Here is a 22,444-nt window from a genome sequence, read left to right as displayed (position 1 = left end):
TTTTGCCCCCCTTTGGGGGCGAATCAATTTGCTTATGAGAAACGATCACGGATAATAAAGGACATTGCTTATCAGATGTATATATACGAGATCCTGACAACCGAATGCCTGAACAACATCGTTACACGCTCCCAGCGAAAGCAGGCGATCAGCGCCAGTTGGGTGAACTCACCGGCGCCGCCTGCGCAACGCTGGTCGCAGAAATCGCTGAACATCACGCGGGGCCAGTGGTGCTGATTGCACCGGATATGCAAAATGCGTTACGTTTGCATGACGAAATTCGTCAGTTTACCGACCAGATGGTGATGAACCTGGCCGACTGGGAAACGCTGCCCTACGACAGCTTTTCTCCCCATCAGGAGATTATCTCTTCACGCCTGTCCACGCTATATCAACTGCCTGCCATGCAGCGCGGCGTATTGATCGTTCCGGTCAATACACTGATGCAACGTGTCTGTCCGCACAGCTATCTGCACGGCCATGCGCTGGTGATGAAAAAAGGTCAGCGTCTATCGCGCGACGCCCTGCGCGAACAGTTAGACAGCGCAGGCTATCGTCATGTTGATCAGGTCATGGAACACGGTGAATATGCCACACGTGGCGCATTGTTGGATCTGTTTCCGATGGGCAGCGAGTTACCTTATCGCCTCGATTTCTTTGATGATGAAATCGACAGCCTGCGCCTGTTTGATACTGACACCCAGCGCACGCTGGAAGAAGTCGACGCCATTAATTTGCTGCCCGCGCACGAATTTCCGACCGACAAAACGGCCATCGAGTTGTTCCGTAGCCAGTGGCGTGACACCTTTGAGGTGAAACGCGACGCCGAACATATTTATCAGCAGGTCAGCAAAGGCACGTTGCCTGCGGGTATTGAATACTGGCAGCCGCTGTTTTTCAGCGAGTCGCTGCCGTCGCTGTTCAGTTACTTTCCCGCCAATACGTTATTGGTCAATACCGGCGATATCGAGACCAGCGCAGAACGCTTCCAGGCCGATACCCTGTCACGTTTTGAGAATCGAGGCGTAGATCCAATGCGCCCGCTTCTGCCACCGGAATCGCTGTGGCTGCGGGTGGATGAGCTGTTTACTGAACTGAAACGCTGGCCGCGCGTTCAGCTAAAAACCGAGAGTCTGGCGAACAAAGCTGCGAATACCAACCTTGGGTTCCAGAAGCTGCCGGATATCGCCGTGCAGGCGCAGCAAAAATCGCCGCTAGATGCGTTACGTAAATTCCTTGAGGGTTTTACCGGTCCGGTAATTTTCTCGGTGGAAAGTGAAGGACGCCGGGAAGCGCTTGGCGAACTGCTCGCCCGCATCAAGGTCGCGCCGAAGCGGATATTGCGTCTCGATGAAGCCGCAGACAACGGTCGTTATCTGATGATTGGCGCCGCCGAGCATGGCTTCATCGATAGCAAACGTAATCTGGCGCTGATTTGTGAAAGCGATCTGCTGGGCGAACGCGTGGCGCGCCGCCGTCAGGATTCTCGTCGCACTATCAACCCGGATACGTTAATTCGTAACCTCGCGGAGCTGCATCCCGGTCAGCCAGTGGTGCATCTGGAGCACGGCGTTGGTCGCTATGCCGGGATGACCACGCTGGAAGCTGGCGGCATCACTGGTGAATACCTGATGCTCACCTACGCCAACGACGCCAAACTGTATGTGCCGGTGTCATCGCTGCATCTGATCAGCCGCTACGCCGGTGGCGCGGAAGAGAATGCGCCGCTGCATAAACTTGGCGGCGATGCCTGGTCACGCGCTCGCCAGAAAGCCGCCGAGAAGGTCCGCGATGTTGCGGCAGAGCTGCTGGATATTTACGCTCAGCGCGCGGCGAAAGAAGGTTTTGCCTTTAAGTATGACCGTGAGCAGTACCAGCTGTTTTGCGACAGCTTCCCGTTTGAAACCACGCCCGACCAGGCACAGGCGATCAACGCGGTACTCAGCGATATGTGTCAGCCGCTGGCCATGGACCGCCTGGTGTGTGGCGACGTCGGCTTCGGTAAAACCGAAGTCGCGATGCGCGCCGCCTTCCTCGCCGTAGAGAACCACAAACAGGTTGCCGTGCTGGTGCCGACCACCCTGCTCGCCCAGCAGCACTTCGACAACTTCCGCGATCGTTTTGCCAACTGGCCGGTACGCATTGAAATGCTGTCCCGTTTCCGTAGTGCCAAAGAGCAAGCGCAGATCCTGGAGCAGGTTGCCGAAGGTAAAATCGATATTCTCATTGGCACTCACAAACTGCTGCAAGCGGATGTGAAGCTAAAAGATTTGGGGCTGCTGATCGTCGATGAAGAGCACCGTTTCGGCGTGCGCCACAAAGAACGCATCAAAGCCATGCGCGCGGACGTCGATATTCTGACTCTGACGGCAACGCCAATTCCACGCACGCTCAATATGGCAATGAGCGGCATGCGCGATCTGTCGATCATCGCCACGCCGCCCGCCCGGCGTCTGGCGGTCAAAACCTTCGTACGCGAATACGACAGCCTGGTGGTACGTGAGGCGATCCTGCGTGAAGTTCTGCGTGGGGGACAAGTTTATTACCTGTTTAACGACGTCGAAAATATCCAGAAAACCGCCGACAGATTAGCGGAACTGGTACCGGAAGCACGTATTGGCATCGGCCACGGGCAAATGCGCGAGCGCGAGTTGGAACGCGTGATGAACGATTTCCATCATCAGCGTTTTAACGTCCTGGTGTGTACCACCATTATCGAAACCGGGATCGACATTCCCACCGCGAACACCATCATCATTGAACGTGCTGACCACTTCGGTTTGGCGCAATTACACCAGCTGCGCGGTCGTGTGGGACGCTCACACCATCAGGCCTACGCCTGGCTACTGACGCCGCATCCAAAAGCGATGACCACCGATGCGCAAAAGCGCCTGGAAGCCATCGCCTCGCTGGAAGATTTGGGTGCAGGCTTTGCGCTGGCGACCCACGACCTCGAAATTCGAGGCGCCGGGGAACTGCTGGGCGAAGATCAAAGCGGTTCTATGGAAAGCATCGGCTTCTCGCTGTATATGGAGCTGCTGGAGAACGCCGTCGATGCGCTCAAAGAAGGGCGAGAACCTTCGCTGGAAGATCTCACCAGCCAACAAACCGAAGTTGAACTGCGTATGCCGTCACTCCTTCCGGATGACTATATCCCGGATGTCAACACGCGACTGTCGTTCTACAAGCGCATTGCCAGTGCGAAAGGTGAAACCGAGCTGGAAGAAATTAAAGTCGAGCTGATAGACCGTTTTGGTCTGCTTCCCGATCCGGCTCGTACGTTGCTGGATATCGCCCGTTTACGTCAACAGGCGCAGAAACTGGGGATTAGAAAGCTCGAAAGCAATGAAAAAGGCGGTACGATTGAATTTGCCGAGAAAAATCACGTCAACCCGGTCTGGCTGATTGGTTTACTGCAAAAGCAGCCGCAGCATTTCCGTCTGGATGGTCCAACCCGCCTGAAATTCATGCAGGAGTTGGGTGAGCGTAAAACGCGAATCGACTGGGTCCGCCAGTTTATGCGCCAGCTTGAAGAGAACGCCGTAGCCTAGCATCAGGCCGGGTGAGCAGACCACTCACCCGGCCTGATGAATTTACAAACTCTTTGCACTTCCCTGCACTTCCCGACACAGTAAGCCGCCATAATTCCTGTTTACTTTTACATAATAAAAACCACGTAAAAACAATGGATTTATGGTGATGTTAAACAATAAACGACTCTCACGCTGGTTAGCGTTTTTTACGCTGGCAGCGACCTTCACGTTAGCACTTCCGGTTCAGGCCAATACCTGGCCGCTACCTCCACCGGGAAGCCGCGTGGTAGGTCAGAATGCTGTTCACGTTGTTGAAGACAATGGTGGCTCTCTGGAAGCGATTGCTAAAAAATATAATGTCGGCTTTTTAGCGCTATTGCAGGCCAACCCCGGCGTTGATCCGTATGTCCCCCGTCCGGGCAGCGTTTTGACTATCCCATTGCAAACCCTGCTGCCAGACGCGCCGCGCGAAGGCATTGTCATCAACCTCGCCGAACTGCGTCTGTATTATTACCAGCCGGGTACAAATTCGGTGACCGTCTATCCTATTGGTATTGGCCAGTTAGGCGGTGACACGCTAACTCCGACAATGGTGACAACTATTTCTGATAAACGCGCCAACCCCACCTGGACACCCACGGCAAATATCCGCGCACGATATAAAGCGAACGGGATCGACCTTCCTGCCGTAGTACCTGCCGGGCCGGATAACCCGATGGGTCATCATGCCATTCGCTTAGCGGCTTACGGCGGCGTGTACCTGCTGCACGGAACCAATGCTGATTTTGGCATAGGAATGCGTGTCAGTTCTGGTTGTATTCGTCTGCGCGATGGAGATATCGAAACCCTGTTCCGTCAAGTAACGCCCGGAACCAAGGTCAATATTATCAATACGCCGATCAAAGCATCTGTTGAACCTAACGGCGTGAGACTGGTTGAAGTTCATCAGCCGCTGTCAGAAAAAATCAATGACGACCCGCAGTTGCTGCCGATCGTATTGAACAAATCAATGCAGACGTTTAAAAATGCAGCGCAGACGGATAGCACAGTCATGGAGCATGCGATGGAAATTCGCTCAGGCATGCCGGTTGATGTAACCCGTCATCAAGACGTCGCTGAACAACCGCTGTAAACTCCACATATAAACAAACCCCGCCGGATTTTATTCCGCGGGGTTTTTTATTTAACTCGCAGTGGCATTGCGAAGGGTTAAAACTTATTTGTAGATAACCGCAGTCCCGTGAAGAGTGTTAGGACCGGTAACGGAAGTAATACGGAAAGACTTGGCCCCCATCTCATCCGCTTTTTGCGCCAGCTGATCTTCCAGAGAACCTAAGTTAGTGCCCGCATTCGCAGAAATAGTACCGACTTTCTGTTGACCCGCAGGTGTGGCCTGAACTTCAACAGCGGCAAAGCTTGCAAATGACAATGAGCTAAGAACAGCAGCAACGAACAGAGTTTTTACGTTTTTCATGATAGTGACCTTTAGCAGATGAATGTGTGTCGAAAAGATTAACTTAACGATCGATAGTTAAATCATAGATGTGATCCGGGTCACACGTCAACAAATTTTTATAATGATCGTTATATAAAATATAAAATCTCTATTTTTCATACTAATAGCCATAAATTTTTTTATCATTAATCCGCTGGAGTGTGCAGTCGAATATTTTTATAATGGTTATTCAATAAACTCAACAAAGGTACAGCGGCACCATGACAACTGAAACGACAGGTTGTGCTAAAAAAAGCCGTGGCCGACCAAAAGTGTTCGACAGGGAAGCCGCGCTTGATAAGGCCATGACACTCTTCTGGCAACACGGATATGAGGCAACATCGCTCGCCGATCTCGTAGAAGCAACAGGTGCAAAAGCGCCCACGCTGTATGCAGAGTTCACCAACAAAGAAGGGTTGTTTCGTGCCGTGCTGGACCGCTACATCACGCGCTTCGCAGCGAAACACGAGGCCCAGCTGTTTTGTGAAGAAAAAAGCCTTGAGTCCGCGCTGGAAGACTATTTCACCGCAATAGCAACCTGCTTTACCAGCAAGGACACCCCGGCGGGATGTTTCATGATTAACACCTCTGCGACACTGGCAGCCTCTTCCCGTGATATTGCGCGTACGGTGAAGTCTCGCCATGCAATGCAGGAACAGACGCTAACCCAGTTCCTGCACCAGCGCCAGCAGCGAGGCGAAATTCCGGCCCATTGCGACGTGCAAAAACTGGCCGAATATCTGAACTGTATTTTACAGGGTATGTCGATCAGCGCCCGCGAAGGTGCAACGTTTGAAAAGCTGATGCAGATCGCTCGTACAACCCTGCGACTGTGGCCCGAACTCATCAAAGCTTAACGTAATTCCGCTGTTTCCCCCGCTGTACTGACACCATCGGGAGCTGATAAGGCTCCCGCTTAAATTCGCGCACATTACCCACACATTCTTCACTGTTTTCATTATCTTATCCGATTATTTTTTGTAAAATGTATTGATAACAGAAATCATTATCAGCAATATTCTCATTTGTTTTAACACCCGTTACACGATGTAACCATCGGTTTCTCTACCGCCATAACAAAAACAGACCGAATTTTTTAAAAGGAACACAAATGCATAAGCGTCTCTGGGTGCTCAATCCTATCCTGTTATCTTTAACTCTCCCGGCTATTGCGGCTGAAGAAGATAATCTCATCGTCAGCGCCAACCGGAGCCAACGCACCGTGGCAGAAATGGCGCAAACGACCTGGGTTATCGAAGGAAGCGAGATTGAACAACAGGTTCAGGGTGGGAAAGAGTTTAAGGATGTTCTGGCTCAGTTAATCCCGGGAATCGATGTCAGCAGCCAGGGACGCACCAACTACGGCATGAATATGCGCGGTCGCGCCATCGTCGTGCTGGTTGACGGCGTCCGTCTGAACTCCTCGCGCACCGACAGTCGCCAACTTGACTCCATTGACCCGTTTAACATTGCTCACATAGAAGTCATCTCAGGCGCCACTTCACTTTATGGCGGCGGCAGTACCGGCGGATTAATCAACATCGTTACTAAAAAAGGCCAGCCGGAGCGTGAAGTCGAACTCGAACTGGGGGGTAAAAGCGGTTTCAATAACAGCAACGATCATGATGAACGCGTTGCTGTGGCAGTGAGCGGAGGAACCGATCGCGCTGCCGGGCGCATGTCCGTTGCGTATCAACGGTTTGGCGGCTGGTATGACGGTAACCACGATGCCTTAATGCTGGATAACACCCAAACTGGCCTGCAGCACTCCGATCGTCTGGACGTAATGGGTACCGGGACGATTGAACTTGACGACAACCGACAGTTGCAACTGGTTACGCAGTATTATAAAAGCCAGGGGGATGACGATTACGGGCTGGATCTTGGTGAGAACATGTCCGCCGTGACGGGAAACGGTAAAGCTTATACCAGCAGCGGGCTGAACTCTGATCGTATACCCGGCACCGAGCGTCATCTGATCAGCCTGCAATATTCTGATGCGGATTTCTTCGGCCAGAACCTGATCAGCCAAATCTATTACCGCGACGAATCGTTGAAATTTTATCCGTTCCCAACGCTAAGCAAAGGCAAGGTCACCAGTTTCTCCGCATCACAGCAAGACACCGACCAGTTTGGCGCCAAAATTACCCTCAACAGCCAGTTGATGGACAATTGGGAACTGACGTGGGGTGTCGATGCCGATCACGAAACCTTCGATTCCAATCAGAAATTCTTCGATCTGGCCTGGTCCCTGCCCTCCGGCGGTATGGACAACCGAACCGCGTATACCACCGGGCGTTACCCGGGTTACAGCATCACCAACTTCGCACCTTTCCTGCAAAACAGCTATGACATTAACGACATCTTTACCCTCAGCGGAGGGGTGCGCTATCAATGGACAGAAAACAGAGTTGATGATTTCGTCGGCTATGCCCAACAGCAGGGAATTGCGACCGGACTGGCGAACTCCGCCGACACCATTCCTGGCGGTAAAACCGATTACGATAATTTCCTGTTTAACGCCGGTATCCTCGCCCACCTGACCGACCGCCAGCAGACGTGGTTTAACTTCTCTCAGGGTGTCGAGCTGCCAGACCCGGGTAAATATTATGGCAACGGTACTTATTCCCTGGTGGGCGATCATTACCGGCTCCAGCGCAGCGTCAATGTGGCGGATTCACGCCTGGAAGGGATTAAAGTCAACTCGTACGAACTGGGATGGCGCTACACCGGCGATAGCCTGCGCACGCAGTTGGCCGCTTACTATTCGACTTCGGATAAATCAATCGTTATCAACCGTAGCGATATGACCATCAACGTTCAGCCCGACGATCGGCGTATTTATGGCCTTGAAGGTGCAGTGGATTATTTCATTGCGGATACGAACTGGAGCCTGGGCGGCAACTTCAACATCATAAAATCAGAAGTGAAGCAAAACGGGAAATGGCGGAAATGGGATGTCACTCTGGCCTCACCGTCGAAAGCAACCGCCTGGGTCGGCTGGGCGCCTGAACCGTGGTCATTGCGCGTACAGAGCCAGCAAGCATTTGATCTGACCGACGCCAGCGGCAACAAGCTGGATGGCTATAACACCATGGACTTTATCGGCAGCTATCAACTCCCGTTGGGTAAATTGACCTTTAGCGTGGAAAACCTGCTGAATGAAGAGTACACCACGCTGTGGGGACAACGTGCGCCACTGTTATATAGCCCGACCTACGGCAGCACGTCACTGTATGAATACAAGGGTCGGGGCCGCACCTTTGGGCTGAACTACGCTTTAACCTTCTGATAAAAAAAGCCCCCCAGCCTGAGCGAATGGGGGGCTAATGTTCAGGATAATGCTATTTTACGCTTTGTTATTCAGTACCAGCTGTCCGTTGTTATCCAACGGAATTTGCGCGCCAGGATCCTTATCCATACGGATTTTCCCTTGCTGATCGCCAATTTTGTACGTCACATCGTAGCCCAGCATTTTTTCTGATTTGTCATACACCGTTTTACAACGCTGCTGCGTCGTGGTGTAAGTATCATTTTCCTGCATCGAACCCTGGATCTGGTTACCAGCATAACCGCCGCCTAAGGCACCGGCCACGGTGGCAATATCTTTACCACGTCCGCCGCCAAACTGGTGACCAATAACGCCCCCCGCCACGGCACCGAGCACGGAACCCGCGATACGGTTTTCATCTTGTACCGGCTTACGGTGCGTGACCGTCACGTTCCGGCACTCCTGGCGTGGTGTTTTTACCGACTCTTTAATTGGCGTTGCAGAGACAACTTGTGCGTATTGTGGGCCACGCTCGAAAACGTTAAGACTGGCCACCGCTGCAACACCCAGCGCAGCAGCTACGCCAATCCCTATACCCGCCAACATTGATTTATTCACGGGACTTCCTCCTTTTTTGCTATTAGTAACAACTTTGCAACAGAAGGTAAGGAATGCCAATCAGATTACGGATGAAAATAGCGCAAGGAGAAGCGAATGCAGAATGATTCGGAGAACTCTGAAGGAAGGCGCCGGATGAGTAAAATCAACCGACGCCATAGATCAAGATTAATGCAGTTTCAGACGCGGGCGAATCACCCGGTTAATACTGCCGACCAGCATCATCAGACCGGTTTTGAAGTAACCGTGTAGAGCAATCTGATGCATACGGTACAGTGAGATGTACACAAAGCGCGCAATACGCCCTTCCACCATCATCGACCCACGGGTCAGGTTGCCCATCAAACTGCCCACGGTAGAGAAGTTAGAGAGCGAAACCAGAGAGCCGTGATCTTTATACTGATACGCTTTCAGCGGCTTACCGTTCATCTGCGCCAGAATGTTGTTCATTGCGCAGCTTGCCATCTGGTGCGCAGCCTGAGCGCGCGGCGGTACAAAGCCCCCTTCCGGGCGAGCGCAGGAAGCACAGTCGCCAATCGCGTAGACGTCGGGATCGCGCGTGCTCTGCAGAGTTGGCTCAACCACCAGCTGATTGATACGGTTCGTTTCAAGTCCGCCAATGTCTTTCATAAAGTCTGGCGCTTTGATCCCCGCCGCCCACACCATCAGATCGGCTTTAATGTATTCGCCATCTTTGGTATGCAGTCCGCCTTCATCTGCACTGGTTACCATCGTCTGGGTCAGGACGCGTACGCCCAGTTTGGTCAACTCATTGTGCGCAGCGCTGGAAATACGCGGCGGCAACGCAGGCAGAATACGTTCACCAGCTTCTACCAGCGTCACGTTCAGTGCTTCGTTGGTCAGCCCTTTGTAACCATAGCTGTGCAGTTGTTTTACCGCATTATGCAGCTCGGCGGAGAGTTCAACCCCCGTCGCACCACCGCCGACGATAGCAATATTCACTTTGCCGTTAGCGCCCAGATTCGCGGAATACTTGAGGAACAGATTCAGCATTTCCTGGTGGAAACGACGCGCCTGATGCGGGTTATCCAGGAAAATGCAATTTTCTTTGACGCCCGGCGTGTTGAAATCGTTAGAGGTACTACCCAACGCCATCACCAGCGTGTCATACGGTACTTTACGCTCAGGAACCAGCAGATCGCCCTTCTCATCGCGCAGCTCGGCGAGAGTAATGGTTTTCGCTTCACGATCGATATCCACCACCGAGCCCAACTGGAACTGGAACCCGTGGTTGCGGGCATGCGCCAGATAGCTCAGCGCATCCACACCTTCATCCAGCGAACCTGTCGCGACTTCATGCAGTAACGGTTTCCATAAATGGCTGTGGTTTCTGTCCACCAGCGTAATTTTGGCCTTTTTCTTGCGGCCCAGCTTTTTACCCAGCTGCGTCGCCATTTCCAGTCCGCCAGCACCGCCGCCGACAATCACGATCCTTTTCAATGGTGTAGTCAACGTGACCCCCTCAAATTTATTAACCAATTGTTAATTAAAAGTTATTGTCATAGCCTTTAATTAACAACAAGTTACGATAATGAAAATGTTCTTCGAGAGTGAGAATAACACGAACGGTGCATTGGTCATACCAAAATTGATGTGTATCAAGTTTTGATGCTGAAAAGATAGACAACCCGAACTTTAAGAACAAAAAAACCAGCCCGGAGGCTGGTTTTTTACACGCTCATTGAAGGTTAACCCAACGTTTTGAACGCTTTGATACGCTGCAAGTGCGGGGAGATATTCTTAAACTTATGCGTCTGCTCTTCGTCCCAGACAATCTCATAAAAGTGGTGCAGTTCTTCTGACGAACGCTGACTATTAAGTGCTTCATCGTGACGGGACAAGATAACCAGACAGCGATCGCGATTTTTTTCGCGGAAATTGGTCACGCATTTTGTCGCGATATCGGCATATTCTTCAGGCCGGTCGATTTTTCCCTCCATGTTCTCATACGGGAACAGATTGGGATTAAACACAACCTGGCGAATATCACACAGAAAACCAATTCTTTCAGCCCAAAATCCTCCGAGCCCCACGCCACAAATCAGCGGTCGGTCGTCGACATTAAGCTGCAGCATTTTGTCCACTTCTTTAAGCAGATGCTGCATATCATGTTTAGGATGCCGCGTGCTGTAGCTAATCAGCCTGACGTCCGGGTCGATGAACTGCAGCTGCAGCACCTTTTCGTGGTTGCCTGGACTGTTAGAGTCAAAACCGTGTAAATAGATAATCATCGCATCCTCGCCAAACGTGCGTTAATGACCTGCTTTCTCTTCCTGCCAGCGCTCATGAAGCTGGTTGAGCTGGGCGCTTACCGTCTTCCAGCGTGTCGAGTCCATCAGTTCCTGACGTGAAAATGAACCTTTATGATACAAACGTGTAACACGTTCTGCATTGATCGGCGACAGATTATCTAACACACTGGCCGCTCCTTTACGATTATTGCAGACCAGGATCATATCGCAACCTGCATCCAGCGATGCCTGGCCGCGTTCCGCATAGCTTCCCATAATCGCCGCACCTTCCATCGACAGATCGTCAGAGAAAATAACGCCGTCGAAACCCAGCTCCTGACGCAGCACCGTTTTCAACCAGTGTGGCGAGCCACTCGCCGGGCGCGGGTCTACATCACTGTAGATGACGTGTGCAGGCATAATGGCGTCGAGTTTGTTTTCGGTAATCAACGTCCTGAACACGGACATATCTTTCGCCCGAATTTCGGCTTCCGAGCGTGGATCGGTTGGGGTTTCTTTGTGTGAATCCGCCGTCACCGCCCCATGTCCGGGGAAATGTTTACCAGTCGTTTTCATGCCAGCGCCATGCATACCGTCAATAAAGCGGGTTGCTATAGCCAGCGCTTTTAGCGGATCGGCATGGTAAGAGCGCTCGCCGATTGCTGCGCTGATATGCCCCACATCCAACACCGGTGCAAAGCTGATATCAATGTCCATTGCGATCATTTCGTTGGCCATTAACCATCCGGCGTCTTCAGCCAGTTTGCCACCTTCTTCCAGACCGTGCAGCGCTGCAAACGATTGGGCCGCAGGCAGACGCGTAAAACCCTCGCGAAAACGCTGCACCCTGCCGCCTTCCTGATCTACCGCCACCACCAGATGATTACGCGATGCCTCGCGGATCTGGCGCACTAATTCCCGCAACTGTTCCGGGTCATGATAATTTCGGGTAAAGAGGATCAACCCACCTACCAGCGGATGCGCCAGAATCTCACGTTCTTCAGCGTCCAGCTCATACCCTTCGACATCCAACATTACTGGGCCCACACTGCTCTCCTTATCCTTTCATTGTTAGCTGCCGCCAGGTTTCATCGGCCAGCCTGATAAATTGTCGATCGCCGGTTTGTTGCCAGCGATACTCAAACCACCCCGCCTTCAGCATCATTATCCAGGGTTGCCATCGCCTGACCTGTCGCCAGAGCACGTCTGGCTCAATGTGCGCTCGTTGGGCGTAGGCGCTAACCAGCCGTTGATGCTGGGACTCGTCGCTGACCCAAACCGCCGCCAGCTCCAGCACGAGATCACCGTCGCCGGCATATTCCCAGTCAATCAACCGCAGCCCTGAGTCTGTACGTACGATGTTGTTGCCGTGGACATCCATATGCAGCGGCCCCAGGCGCAAAGGTCGAGGCTCACCGCTTTTCCTTAGCAGCTTAAGCGCGCGTAACCAACATGGCGTACGACGCGCCGGATCCCCACACTGCCAGTATCGTTCGAGTAGCGGCAGCAGGCTGATTCGCCAGCCGAATCGGGGCTGCTGGTGCAGATGATACAATAAGCCAGCGAGTTCGTCGGCGTCCGGTAATCTGGATTCTACCTGACCGTGAAAAAAATCCACGGCCATCCACCCGCGCGTATAAAAGCGAGGGCGCGGCGCAAGGCTTTCTGGCAGGTGCTTTAACGCATGATAGTGGCGTAAGAAATGCGATTCCGGCGCGTCAGGATCGTGATGACAACGCAATACTAAGCGGTGGGTATGATGTTCGATGATGCAGCTCCCGCCGCTCAGGCCGCTCTGACTACCTGCGACGGGATGATACTGCGGGAAATAGCGCGACAACACTTCGTCGCGCTTCAGTCGGTTATTGTTGCTGAACGGCACCTTTACCTGACCAGATAATTTCGCCAGTTTGTACCAGCATTAATTGCATTTGCAGCGCAGGCGAATTGACGTTGCCTGATGCGCTGGAATAGAGCACATATTGTGCGCCAACGTTACGGGCGATACCAATCGCTTTGCTGCGCGTACCCAGACTGTCGTTCGGCGACAAACCTAGCTGCTGTTTGGCGACGGCCAACTGCTGGGCGGAAACCAGAGTAAACTTGCCGTTATTCGCCAGCGCGCTGCGCAAAGTCTCGGTGGCTTCCCCTCCATTCAACGAGCCGTTGGTGCGGTTATTGACGCTATCAACCAGCAGAACGCCCCCCGCTTTGACGCCCTCAGCCTGCAGCATTTTGCCGACCATCGGCTGCATAGCCCCGTTCCAGTCATAATGACGCTGACGTGGCGTCGGCTGCGCCGTCTGGTCCTCGTGCTCAATCGGCCCCGGCTGCTGTGGAATGGTGGGAACCGTTGGTACAACCGGTACCGGCTGTTGCGGCTGCGTGGGTTGTTCCGGCACCGGCTTCACTTCCTCTACCGGTGCGGGTTCACGTTGCGCCACACAACCAGAGAGAAACATCGCCAGCGCGGCAATCAGTGCGTAGCGATTCATTTTTATCTTCAAGATTCACCCCTTACAAATAAAGATAAAGTCTAACCTTGTGCGCCCCCAGATAATTGGCGCTGCCGTACAGCGTCACCGACGAATGAGCCGGGATAGTCACGCTACGCGGCGCTTCCAGAGGATGCATTTCCAGTCCTCTGGTGTCATACCAGTAAAACCGGTAATGAACGGTAACGGGCTCTTGTCTTTCGTTATAAAGTCGAGAGGATGCTGAGGCCTGAATATCAGACGTGGTTAACGTCGGCTGTTCCGCTGTAATGCCCGCCGCAAGAATCGTTGATTCCATCACCAGTGACTGTTCATCACTAACCGGAATTTCAGGATGTGTTCGACAGCCAGCCAGTAGCAGCAAGCTCAGTGAAAGTGCAATGCATCCTCTGGTCATGCTTACAGACCTTTATGCGCAAGCATTGGACCAAGCGCCCGGCCACCCAGCAGGTGCATATGAATGTGATACACCTCCTGACCACCATGACGATTGGTATTCATGATTAAACGGTACCCATCCGCAGCAATGCCTTCCTGCTCGGCGATTTTTGCCGCAACGGTAATCATGCGACCCAACGCCTGCTCGTGTTCCGCCGTCACATCGTTGACGGTTGGGATCAATACGTTAGGAATGATGAGAATGTGCGTAGGTGCCTGAGGGGAAATATCACGAAACGCGGTGACCAGTTCATCCTGGTACACGATATCCGACGGAATTTCACGACGGATAATTTTGCTGAATATAGTTTCTTCTGCCACGACGTTTTCCTTTTTCATTAACAGCCCAAGCGTTATGCCATGCTACGCCGGGTAACTCTGCGAGTATAGAGTATGAGCGAGTTACTCACGCTCTTTCAACTTTAACCCTCGATTTTTTAAGCAAAAAGCCCTGTCACTGCTGTTCTTATAACCATTTCCCGTCGCTATTGCTTAAGCATAGTACTGAAATCCTATTTCATTTATACCCAAAGCGGTTTACACGTCAGGCATCAATGCGTGGCCGTTACCTTCTCGTCAGGGCGTATAACGGCTACATGACGATATCGGCCTCTCCGGCCACCGCCAGGCGCAAGAAATCGTCCCGCCGATGGTTTTTAATTTTGGGGTTCCATGCCACACCAATGTTCCAGCGAATTTGTTTTTCAGCGAGCATCAATAGTCTCGCTTCGGCAGGCAAAAAATGCCGGACACTTGTGGGTAAAAAGGCGACTCCGATCCCCCCGGCAACCAATGCCAATAGCGTAGTCATGTCATTTGTTACAGAGACCGGTTCAGCGCTAAGTTGGATGCTTTGTAGAAAGAGTGAGGTTTGTTCCGCAAGACATGGGCTTCATGCACCTGTTTTTAATTAGTGCTATTTCCTTAGCGATCACGCTGTCGGTATATCCACATATCATCAAAGATAAATCGATAAAAATAAAACGGTTAATCAAAGGAAAGCAGCCACATCGCTCATGCACGATCTACTTTATAGGCGTTATTGCCCTGCTCGCCATGATCCCGGAATGTGCTGTTGTGGACTGGTCGTCACGTTATTTATTGAAAAATCTCAATGCGACTACAGAAACGGCAAGCCTTTCCTTTGCCTGCTTTGCGGGAACAATGGCAATCTTTCGCTTCATGGGAGACTTTATTCGTAACCGCTTTAATGCCATTCTCGTGATGCGCTCATCCAGTCTGTTAGCTGGGCTTGGGCTGCTGACAGCCGCAATGGCTAGTCATCCCTGGCAAGCCACCGTTGCCTTCGCTATTGCCGGTATTGGCATAGCCAATCTGGTACCGATTGCTTTTTCCGCTGCGGGAAACCAGCCTGATATTTCGACCAACACGGGAATGAGCATCGTCACCACGATCGGTTATTTGGGTACGCTAATGGCCCCTGCACCTATAGGCCTGGTGGCTGAAATCACAGGTTTTCCTGCTGTATATACCGGGATGGCCGCCATGTTGGGCATGATTATGCTGCTTGCTCCCCTGATTAGGGTAAAGGCCAGCGAAAAATTTGATGCCAATTTGACGCGTTGAAAACAAAAAGCCTGCTTAGTTTCCTGAGCAGGCTTCTTAAATTTGGCTCCTCTGACTGGACTCGAACCAGTGACATACGGATTAACAGTCCGCCGTTCTACCGACTGAACTACAGAGGAATCGTTGTGGAGGCTTATCTTAGCGGCGAAAAAAATTTTGTCAAACCCCATTTCCTCGCATAAGTATCAATTGATGCTTCTCTCGACAGTTTGTTGCATTTCCAGACATTTTAAATGGAAAAAACTTTGCAGCTTTTTGGATTCTCCCTCATCATTTGAAATGAGGTTTCAACTTTCTTCTTTAAGGTCCACTTTGAACGTCTCCGCTGCCTTCCGCCAGGTTGCTTCCCGCACGCCCTGGTATGCCAAACGCAAGAGTTATAAGGTTCTCTTTTGGCGTGAAATCACTCCGCTCGCGGTCCCCATTTTTCTGGAAAACACCTGTGTGCTGTTGATGGGCGTTCTGAGTACCTTCCTGGTGAGCTGGTTGGGAAAAGAAGCAATGGCTGGGGTTGGTCTCGCAGACAGTTTCAATATGGTTATTATGGCGTTTTTTGCCGCAATCGACTTGGGTACTACGGTAGTAGTAGCATTTAGCCTGGGAAAACGAGATCGCCGACGAGCCAGATCGGCTGCCAGACAATCGCTGGTGATCATGACGATTTTTGCTACCGTGCTGGCTGCGGTAATTCACTATTTTGGCAAACAGATTATTGACGTTGTCGCTGGTGAAGCAACGCCCGACGTTAAGGCTTTAGCGCTAACCTATCTGGAGCTGACGGTGCTCAGCTACCCGGCGGCAGCCATTGCGCTGATCGGTAGTGGCGCACTGCGTGGAGCTGGAAATACCAAAATACCGCTGTTGATTAATGGCGGCATGAATATTCTGAATATCATCATCAGCAGCATTCTGATCTATGGGATCTTTTCCTGGCAAGGACTGGGATTCGTGGGTGCAGGACTCGGACTGACCATTTCACGCTACATCGGTGCGTTCGCCATTATCTGGGTACTGATGATTGGTTTTAATCCGGCGCTGCGGATTCCCTTCAAAAGCTATTTTAAGCCGCTTAATCTCGCCATTATCTGGGAGGTTATGGGAATTGGTATTCCGGCTAGTATCGAGTCAGTACTGTTTAATGGCGGTAAACTGCTAACACAGATGTTTGTCTCCGGCATGGGAACCAGCGTCATTGCGGGAAACTTCATTGCATTTTCTATTGCCGCGCTAATCAACCTGCCGGGGAATGCTTTAGGCTCCGCATCGACAATCATTACCGGCAGACGTCTGGGAAATGGTCAAATTGCACAGGCTGAAATCCAGTTACGCCATATCTTTTGGCTATCCACAATAGGCTTAACTGCTATCGCCTGGCTAACTGCGCCTTTCGCCGGCGTCATGGCCTCATTTTATACCCACGATCAGGATGTAAAAGAGGTCATAGTCGTCCTGATTTGGCTCAACGCAGCATTTATGCCGATATGGGCGGCTTCATGGGTGCTACCGTCAGGGTTTAAGGGCGCACGTGATGTACGTTTTGCCATGTGGGTATCGATGTTGGGCATGTGGGGCTGTCGTGTTGTGGCAGGATACACGTTGGGAATCGTATTAGGATGGGGGGTAGTCGGCGTTTGGTTAGGGATGTTCTTCGACTGGGCCGTACGCGCCGCATTATTTTACTGGCGTATGGTCACAGGCCGCTGGCTATGGAAATACCCGCGTCCCGAACAGGAAAAGTGCATAAAACAACCGGTTGCGTCTGAATAATCGGCGAAATGGGGAATATTTCGGCAAACGATTGAATTTATCGATTCAGGCTTTGACAACGCTGAGTGGTATCGCTAATATGCGCCTCGTTCACACGATTCCTCTGTAGTTCAGTCGGTAGAACGGCGGACTGTTAATCCGTATGTCACTGGTTCGAGTCCAGTCAGAGGAGCCAAACTCAGGTCAATGGAGTTCAACAAAACTCCATTACCACACTCCATACCCATTGATATTCCTGATTTTACCCTCATATACTTTCTACCAGATTCAATTCAATTCCACCCAAATCAAGTCATTGATGGGGGCCACTTAAGGGGCTCTTCCAGTTCAATGAATGTTGAGGCCCCCACATGTCTTTGAATGCCAGGCAGGTTGAGACCTGCAAACCCAAAGAGAAAGAATACAAGCTCTCTGATGAACGCGGTTTGTATCTCCTCGTAAAACCCAATGGCTCGCGCTACTGGCGAATGAAATACCGCTTTAATGGCAAAGAGAAAAAACTGGCTCTGGGTGTTTACCCCGATATCTCTCTGGGCGGTGCTCGTCACCGCCGGGATGAAGCCAGAAAGCTACTGGCTGAAGGCACTGACCCGGCTGAAAAGAAAAGACTGGACAAACTGACCCGTAAAATTTCCAGTGGAAATACCTTCCAGGCACTTGCTCTTGAATGGCATCAGCATAAAGCCCGTACCTGGGCCAGGACCACTTCTGATTGGGTGATGGAAGGGCTGGTAAAAGATATTTTCCCCGGTATTGGCCAGCGCCCTGTCACAGATATTCTTCCCCTTGAAATGCTCGATATATTTCGAGACATCGAAAAGCGTGGGGCATTAGTGAAGATGGGGAAGTTACGCCGATATTGTAGTCAGGTATTCATCTACGCTATCGCCACTGGCCGGGCCACATCAAATCCCGTCGCTAACCTGGCCAGTACTCTCTCCTCTCCTGAACCAGGACACTTCCCACACCTCTCGCAGTCAGAACTCCCTGTGTTCATATGCAAATTGCAGGGATACGCCAGCCCTGTAACTAAATCAGCAACATTACTTCTGTTATTAACCGGTGTACGTACTATTGAATTACGGGCTGCAACATGGAGCGAGTTTGATTTCGTAAACGCACTCTGGGTGATACCTGAGGCGCGGATGAAAAAACGACGTAAGCACCTTGTACCATTATCTTCACAGGTTATGACTATCTTGCGTGAACTCCAGACGCTGACCGGTCAATTTTCTTTAGTCTTTCCTGGGAGGAATGATGTTAACAAGCCCATCAGTGAGGCGACTATTAATAAGGTACTAAAAATTCTGGGTTATAAAGGCAAAGCAACCGGTCATGGCTTTCGGCACACTATGAGTACCATCCTGCATGAGCAGGGATTTAATACTGCGTGGATCGAGATGCAACTTGCCCACGTGGATAAAAACAGCATTCGCGGCACATACAACCATGCGCAGTATCTGGAAAATCGCCGCGGGATGATGCAGTGGTACGCTGATTATATTGACAGTCTGAAAAATACAATATAAAAGCTCAGCCCGTGTGGGCTGAGCTTTACCATTCCCGCTCTTTTTTTTGTAAACGCATATTCGCACGGTGATCGATCGCCAGTTCGCGAATCGCTGATCGACGTTCCACGCGAAAACATGATCGATCAGAGCGGAATACGCAGTAAACCAACAAAGATATGGATTGTCTTAAGCCCCCTGTGTTCTGGTCATTAATTTCTGGCATAAATTCACCGCTGGAAAAACCGACCAATACTGACTGTAAGCTCAAATAGACGCTCCGGAGTCACTCTCCCGACCTTCTGTAATGCCGGAAAACAGCCCCATTCATATTCACTATTCCCATTTCCGCCAGTGTTTTATCCGCTGCCCGTGCCACATCCCTGATATCCAGCTTCTCCGTCGGCACAACCGTGAGCACACAGGACAGACAATATTTTCTGCGCTGGCGTATCCAGTCACGTTGTTCATCGGAGAGTAAACCGTGTTGCATGACATCAAGCCACCGGGCTGCAGCCCTGCGCCAGAGCCCCAAGTCCTCCAGTTTTTGTGCGACCTTATCTTTCACCATCATGTGTTATCCCTGATATCCGTTTTTCCTTTTGAAGAACCTCAGTCCTGGACGGGTTGCCCTGTGCTTTATCGTCGGGATCATTCTGTGCGGAAGTCTCTCCTTACCCCGACATCCCGGACTCAGGGTAAAAGGCTGTTAATACGCGGTTTTTATCAGGTTGCCAGAATCTTGGCTTCGTTATCCAGCAGATTCACCTTTAAATCACGAAGCAGATTGCGCATGGAAAGCATGGCTTTCAGTTGAGGTATTTGACGGGAGACCTCTTCAGGTGTGAAATCTTTCATACTACGGAATGTCAGACTGATATTTTCCTCGCTTCCGTCATCCAAAAGCGTATTTTTAACGACCAGGTTTACTTTTGGGGAATATTCGGAAATAACTGAGTCGAAATTATTTTTTGTGAGATTAACCTTTTTGCGCTCTGATAACGGTGAATACTCCTGACCGTGACTGAAATCGCCCGTCACGAGTAATTTCAGGGGGAGTTCCGTCTTCTTACTTGCCCCACCCGTATGAAGGTCAAGTTTTAATTTCACGCGTGCCTTCGGCACCTCATTCTGAAAGCTGTCAGCCATTCTTCCATCCTTTTGATTATCACTGCGGGCATGTTTGAAACATGAAGTCTGCTTCCACCATGGCAGAATATTCATCTACACTTGATCAAGCTTTCAGATTTTAGATCTGCATTTTATAATCTTTAGGATTTTTCGCCTAAAAGGTTAAAAAAAATCGACAGAATTAAAAATTTTTAAATCTGCCTTTTCGCCCTGTCACAGATTTAAATTCCGCAGATGAAACCGGTATCAGAGGGTTGCATCAAAAGTAAATAAAATTTGATGCAAATCAATACCACCGATTTTTAATAGTTATTAAAGAAAAACGATTCAGTTATTACCCAGAGAAAATGATTTATATAAAAACACAAATAAATCGCACGCTATTAATTAATAGAAAAATGAATTGATGAGTGAAAAAAACAACCGAAACAATGAAGGTTTCAGGCGAGCGTGAAAGACCTGTCGCAAAGAACTATAAATCTCAGTGACTGATAATGAGGCCCTGAAAGAAAAGTGAATAAGAAACAGAAAACAACAACTCATCACCACGGATGTTTGACCGAAACCGCAGCGCTGTTGGATCTTCAGGGAAATTAATTAGCCCACCAGGACAGGGAAATACGCAACTGACTTTCTACAGTAAACCGTGGGTCTGTAATGCAGGATGTAACAACACTTCGGCTCATCGGACTCTGCAGTGCCCCGGGTGACCGGGGCACCTGTTCAACGAAAAAACCACTAACGCAACTTTGACCTACGGACTCGTAAGATCACCAGCTGATGGTTATGACGTCCGGAGAGCGGAGGATTACAGCATCGAAATAATCCGTGTCAATAAACGGATCCGTGGTTTGATCGAGGCGATATCCAGCCATTCATCAACGCCGTGAAAACCCGCACCAACAGGCCCCAATCCGTCCAGCGTCGGAATACCCAGCGACGCGGTGAGGTTAGCATCGCTCCCCCCGCCAACGGCCTGCCACGTCACGGCAATCCCTTCTTCCTGCCCGGCCCGCTCAACCAGCGCCATCAGTTTTTGTGTTTCCCCGTTCGTCGCCATCGCAGGCTTATGGCTGACCCGGGTGAGCGTGGTGGTGACGCCCTCAAGAAAACCCTGCTGGCAGAGCGACAGTAAAGCCTGATGGACACGATCATATTCTTCATTGTCCCAAAAGCGTACGTCCAGTTCTGCGCGGAGTTTCGCTGCCACCACATTCGCCGCACTGCCACCCTGCACCACACCCACATTTAGCGTGGTACCACGTGTTATGTCGGTCAAAGCATTAATCGCCAGTACGCTATTAGCAAAAGCGGTAATGGCAGAACGTCCTTTCTCCGGCTCATTGCCGGCATGAGACGCCACACCGTCAAACGTCAGTTGATAGCCTCCCACACCTTTACGCGCTTTCACCAAAGAGCCATCTGCCCGGGCTGCCTCACAGACCAGCACGCAACGTGCGCGTTTCGCCAGCGATGCAATCCACTCGCTGGAGTGAACGCTGCCGGTCTCTTCATCCGGGTTCATCGCTACGGCAATAGATAAACGCGCCAGATGCTCCGCGGGTAACGTGCGCATAGCCCAGAGAATATTTAACAGGCCGCTTTTCATGTCAGAAACGCCCGGGCCGTAAAAGCGGTGTTCATCACGACTCATCGGGCGCTCAGCCACCGTTCCTGGCGGAAAAACAGTATCCAGATGGCCGACCAGCAGCACATCGTATTGCGCTGCCTGAGGCTTATTGGCCACCAGTAATGCCGGGCCAACCGCACTCCCCAAATCCACCAGCTCCGCTTGCCAGCCTTCCTGCAGCCAGAGATCGCGCATCACCGCAGCGACATGGGCTACGCCTGCGACCGTTTGCGTTCCGCAGTCAACGTTGACCAGCGTTTGCAGTTCATGAATGTATTTTTCCAAATCCATGGTCATTCCTTATCAGAGAATAATACGCATCAGCAGCATCGCTAAAAAAGCGTTCAGAACGGAGATAACAATCATCAGGGGAATACGTTTAGCGCTGGTGCCAATAACCCCCAGAATGCGTCCCAGGTACTGCACCTGGGAGCCCATCAAATAAATTGCTGGCGCCAGGATAGCCAGGTGTTCACCGGTCAGAATACCTTTATCAAACAGACCAATCGCGACACCAATCCCTCCCCCCATCGACATCCAGCCGCCAATCAGTACCGCTGCGGCTTCGCCGGGCAGGCCAAAAAGCCCCATCAGCGGTGCGAACACCATACCAAGCCCTTTCAGCGCGCCGGTAATCTCCAGCGCTTTGATGATGATAAACGCCATCACCACGTTTGGCAGAGTGCTGGTTGTCGCAATATTCCAGCCTTTACGGGCCC

The 22,444-nt window shown here is 51.2% G+C and carries 18 protein-coding genes, 2 tRNA genes and 3 pseudogenes; 8 read left to right on the top strand and 15 right to left on the bottom strand.

Annotation, left to right across the window (positions count from 1 at the left end):
- Positions 1 to 104 precede the first annotated feature (104 nt).
- The gene (mfd, locus tag ACU8YC_RS00115; RefSeq protein WP_151220013.1) at positions 105 to 3,551 is read left to right on the top strand and encodes a transcription-repair coupling factor; all 3,447 of its coding nucleotides are present in this window, start codon (positions 105 to 107) and stop codon (positions 3,549 to 3,551) included.
- A gap of 148 nt (positions 3,552 to 3,699) precedes the next feature.
- The gene (gene ldtC, locus ACU8YC_RS00110) at positions 3,700 to 4,665 is read left to right on the top strand and encodes a L,D-transpeptidase LdtC (protein WP_151220014.1); all 966 of its coding nucleotides are present in this window, start codon (positions 3,700 to 3,702) and stop codon (positions 4,663 to 4,665) included.
- A gap of 84 nt (positions 4,666 to 4,749) precedes the next feature.
- Here ldtC and bhsA read toward each other — a convergent pair whose 3' ends face one another.
- A complete protein-coding gene (gene bhsA / locus ACU8YC_RS00105) occupies positions 4,750 to 5,007 on the bottom strand; it encodes a multiple stress resistance protein BhsA (RefSeq protein WP_029139491.1) in 258 nt (85 codons plus the stop codon).
- Positions 5,008 to 5,249: 242 nt separating this feature from the next.
- Between bhsA and comR the strand changes: the two genes are divergently transcribed.
- Both comR and ACU8YC_RS00095 read left to right on the top strand, forming a co-directional pair.
- Positions 5,250 to 5,885 (top strand): TetR family copper-responsive transcriptional repressor ComR, encoded by a 636-nt coding sequence (comR, locus tag ACU8YC_RS00100; protein ID WP_187252630.1) that lies wholly within the window; start codon positions 5,250 to 5,252, stop codon positions 5,883 to 5,885.
- A 254-nt stretch (positions 5,886 to 6,139) separates the two neighbouring features.
- Positions 6,140 to 8,320, top strand: a complete 2,181-nt coding sequence (locus ACU8YC_RS00095) for a TonB-dependent siderophore receptor (protein ID WP_286545087.1) — start codon at positions 6,140 to 6,142, stop codon at positions 8,318 to 8,320.
- A gap of 57 nt (positions 8,321 to 8,377) precedes the next feature.
- Here ACU8YC_RS00095 and ACU8YC_RS00090 read toward each other — a convergent pair whose 3' ends face one another.
- From ACU8YC_RS00090 to ACU8YC_RS00050, 9 genes and pseudogenes are all read right to left on the bottom strand, one after another.
- Positions 8,378 to 8,917 (bottom strand): glycine zipper 2TM domain-containing protein, encoded by a 540-nt coding sequence (locus tag ACU8YC_RS00090; protein WP_003030814.1) that lies wholly within the window; start codon positions 8,915 to 8,917, stop codon positions 8,378 to 8,380.
- Between the two features lie 168 nt (positions 8,918 to 9,085).
- A complete protein-coding gene (gene ndh, locus ACU8YC_RS00085) occupies positions 9,086 to 10,390 on the bottom strand; it encodes an NADH-quinone dehydrogenase (protein ID WP_151220016.1) in 1,305 nt (434 codons plus the stop codon).
- A 236-nt stretch (positions 10,391 to 10,626) separates the two neighbouring features.
- The gene (gene ycfP, locus ACU8YC_RS00080) at positions 10,627 to 11,169 is read right to left on the bottom strand and encodes an alpha/beta hydrolase YcfP (RefSeq protein WP_187252632.1); all 543 of its coding nucleotides are present in this window, start codon (positions 11,167 to 11,169) and stop codon (positions 10,627 to 10,629) included.
- A 21-nt stretch (positions 11,170 to 11,190) separates the two neighbouring features.
- Positions 11,191 to 12,216, bottom strand: coding sequence for a beta-N-acetylhexosaminidase (nagZ, locus tag ACU8YC_RS00075; protein ID WP_446894897.1), 1,026 nt, complete (start codon positions 12,214 to 12,216; stop codon positions 11,191 to 11,193).
- Positions 12,217 to 12,226: 10 nt separating this feature from the next.
- On the bottom strand, positions 12,227 to 13,051 hold the full coding sequence (gene thiK, locus ACU8YC_RS00070) for a thiamine kinase (protein ID WP_446894896.1): 825 nt from the start codon (positions 13,049 to 13,051) through the stop codon (positions 12,227 to 12,229).
- Positions 13,032 to 13,664: a penicillin-binding protein activator LpoB gene (gene lpoB, locus ACU8YC_RS00065; RefSeq protein WP_151225697.1), complete on the bottom strand. Its 633-nt coding sequence runs from the start codon at positions 13,662 to 13,664 to the stop codon at positions 13,032 to 13,034. Before lpoB ends, thiK begins: the two co-directional genes overlap by 20 nt.
- Before the next feature lie 22 nt (positions 13,665 to 13,686).
- Positions 13,687 to 14,061 carry a YcfL family protein gene (locus tag ACU8YC_RS00060; RefSeq protein ID WP_151220019.1) on the bottom strand — a complete coding sequence of 125 codons (375 nt, stop codon included), beginning with the start codon at positions 14,059 to 14,061 and terminating at the stop codon, positions 13,687 to 13,689.
- Positions 14,062 to 14,063: 2 nt separating this feature from the next.
- The gene (gene hinT, locus ACU8YC_RS00055; RefSeq protein ID WP_016156204.1) at positions 14,064 to 14,423 is read right to left on the bottom strand and encodes a purine nucleoside phosphoramidase; all 360 of its coding nucleotides are present in this window, start codon (positions 14,421 to 14,423) and stop codon (positions 14,064 to 14,066) included.
- Between the two features lie 271 nt (positions 14,424 to 14,694).
- Positions 14,695 to 14,964: pseudogene (locus tag ACU8YC_RS00050) on the bottom strand (LysR substrate-binding domain-containing protein); the annotation flags it as partial.
- A gap of 26 nt (positions 14,965 to 14,990) precedes the next feature.
- Between ACU8YC_RS00050 and ACU8YC_RS00045 the strand changes: the two are divergent.
- A pseudogene (locus ACU8YC_RS00045) lies at positions 14,991 to 15,689 on the top strand (MFS transporter); the annotation flags it as partial.
- Positions 15,690 to 15,732: 43 nt separating this feature from the next.
- Here the strand turns inward: ACU8YC_RS00045 and ACU8YC_RS00040 are convergent.
- Positions 15,733 to 15,808, bottom strand: a tRNA-Asn gene (locus ACU8YC_RS00040).
- 160 nt (positions 15,809 to 15,968) lie between these two features.
- On the opposite strand from ACU8YC_RS00040, the gene ACU8YC_RS00035 reads away from it, so the two are divergent.
- The 3 genes from ACU8YC_RS00035 to ACU8YC_RS00025 all read left to right on the top strand — a co-directional run bounded on the left by ACU8YC_RS00035 (position 15,969) and on the right by ACU8YC_RS00025 (position 18,985).
- Positions 15,969 to 17,456, top strand: a complete 1,488-nt coding sequence (locus ACU8YC_RS00035; RefSeq protein WP_446894895.1) for an EmmdR/YeeO family multidrug/toxin efflux MATE transporter — start codon at positions 15,969 to 15,971, stop codon at positions 17,454 to 17,456.
- Positions 17,457 to 17,555: 99 nt separating this feature from the next.
- Positions 17,556 to 17,631, top strand: a tRNA-Asn gene (locus ACU8YC_RS00030).
- Between the two features lie 175 nt (positions 17,632 to 17,806).
- Positions 17,807 to 18,985 carry a tyrosine-type recombinase/integrase gene (locus ACU8YC_RS00025; RefSeq protein WP_446894894.1) on the top strand — a complete coding sequence of 393 codons (1,179 nt, stop codon included), beginning with the start codon at positions 17,807 to 17,809 and terminating at the stop codon, positions 18,983 to 18,985.
- Between the two features lie 265 nt (positions 18,986 to 19,250).
- Here the strand turns inward: ACU8YC_RS00025 and ACU8YC_RS00020 are convergent, their stop codons facing one another.
- The 4 genes and pseudogenes from ACU8YC_RS00020 to ACU8YC_RS00005 all read right to left on the bottom strand — a co-directional run.
- The gene (locus tag ACU8YC_RS00020) at positions 19,251 to 19,538 is read right to left on the bottom strand and encodes a PerC family transcriptional regulator (protein ID WP_446894893.1); all 288 of its coding nucleotides are present in this window, start codon (positions 19,536 to 19,538) and stop codon (positions 19,251 to 19,253) included.
- Positions 19,539 to 19,711: 173 nt separating this feature from the next.
- Positions 19,712 to 20,113: pseudogene (gene tssB, locus ACU8YC_RS00015) on the bottom strand (type VI secretion system contractile sheath small subunit); the annotation flags it as partial.
- A 790-nt stretch (positions 20,114 to 20,903) separates the two neighbouring features.
- A complete protein-coding gene (locus ACU8YC_RS00010) occupies positions 20,904 to 22,016 on the bottom strand; it encodes a M20 family metallopeptidase (RefSeq protein ID WP_446894892.1) in 1,113 nt (370 codons plus the stop codon).
- Between the two features lie 12 nt (positions 22,017 to 22,028).
- Positions 22,029 to 22,444: YjiG family protein (locus tag ACU8YC_RS00005; protein ID WP_446894891.1), on the bottom strand; the 416-nt coding region annotated here is incomplete at its 5' end.

This window comes from Citrobacter sp. VF227 (assembly GCF_052950715.1).
Note: the sequence above shows the minus strand (reverse complement) of the source record. Positions and strands in the feature narration are given on the sequence as shown.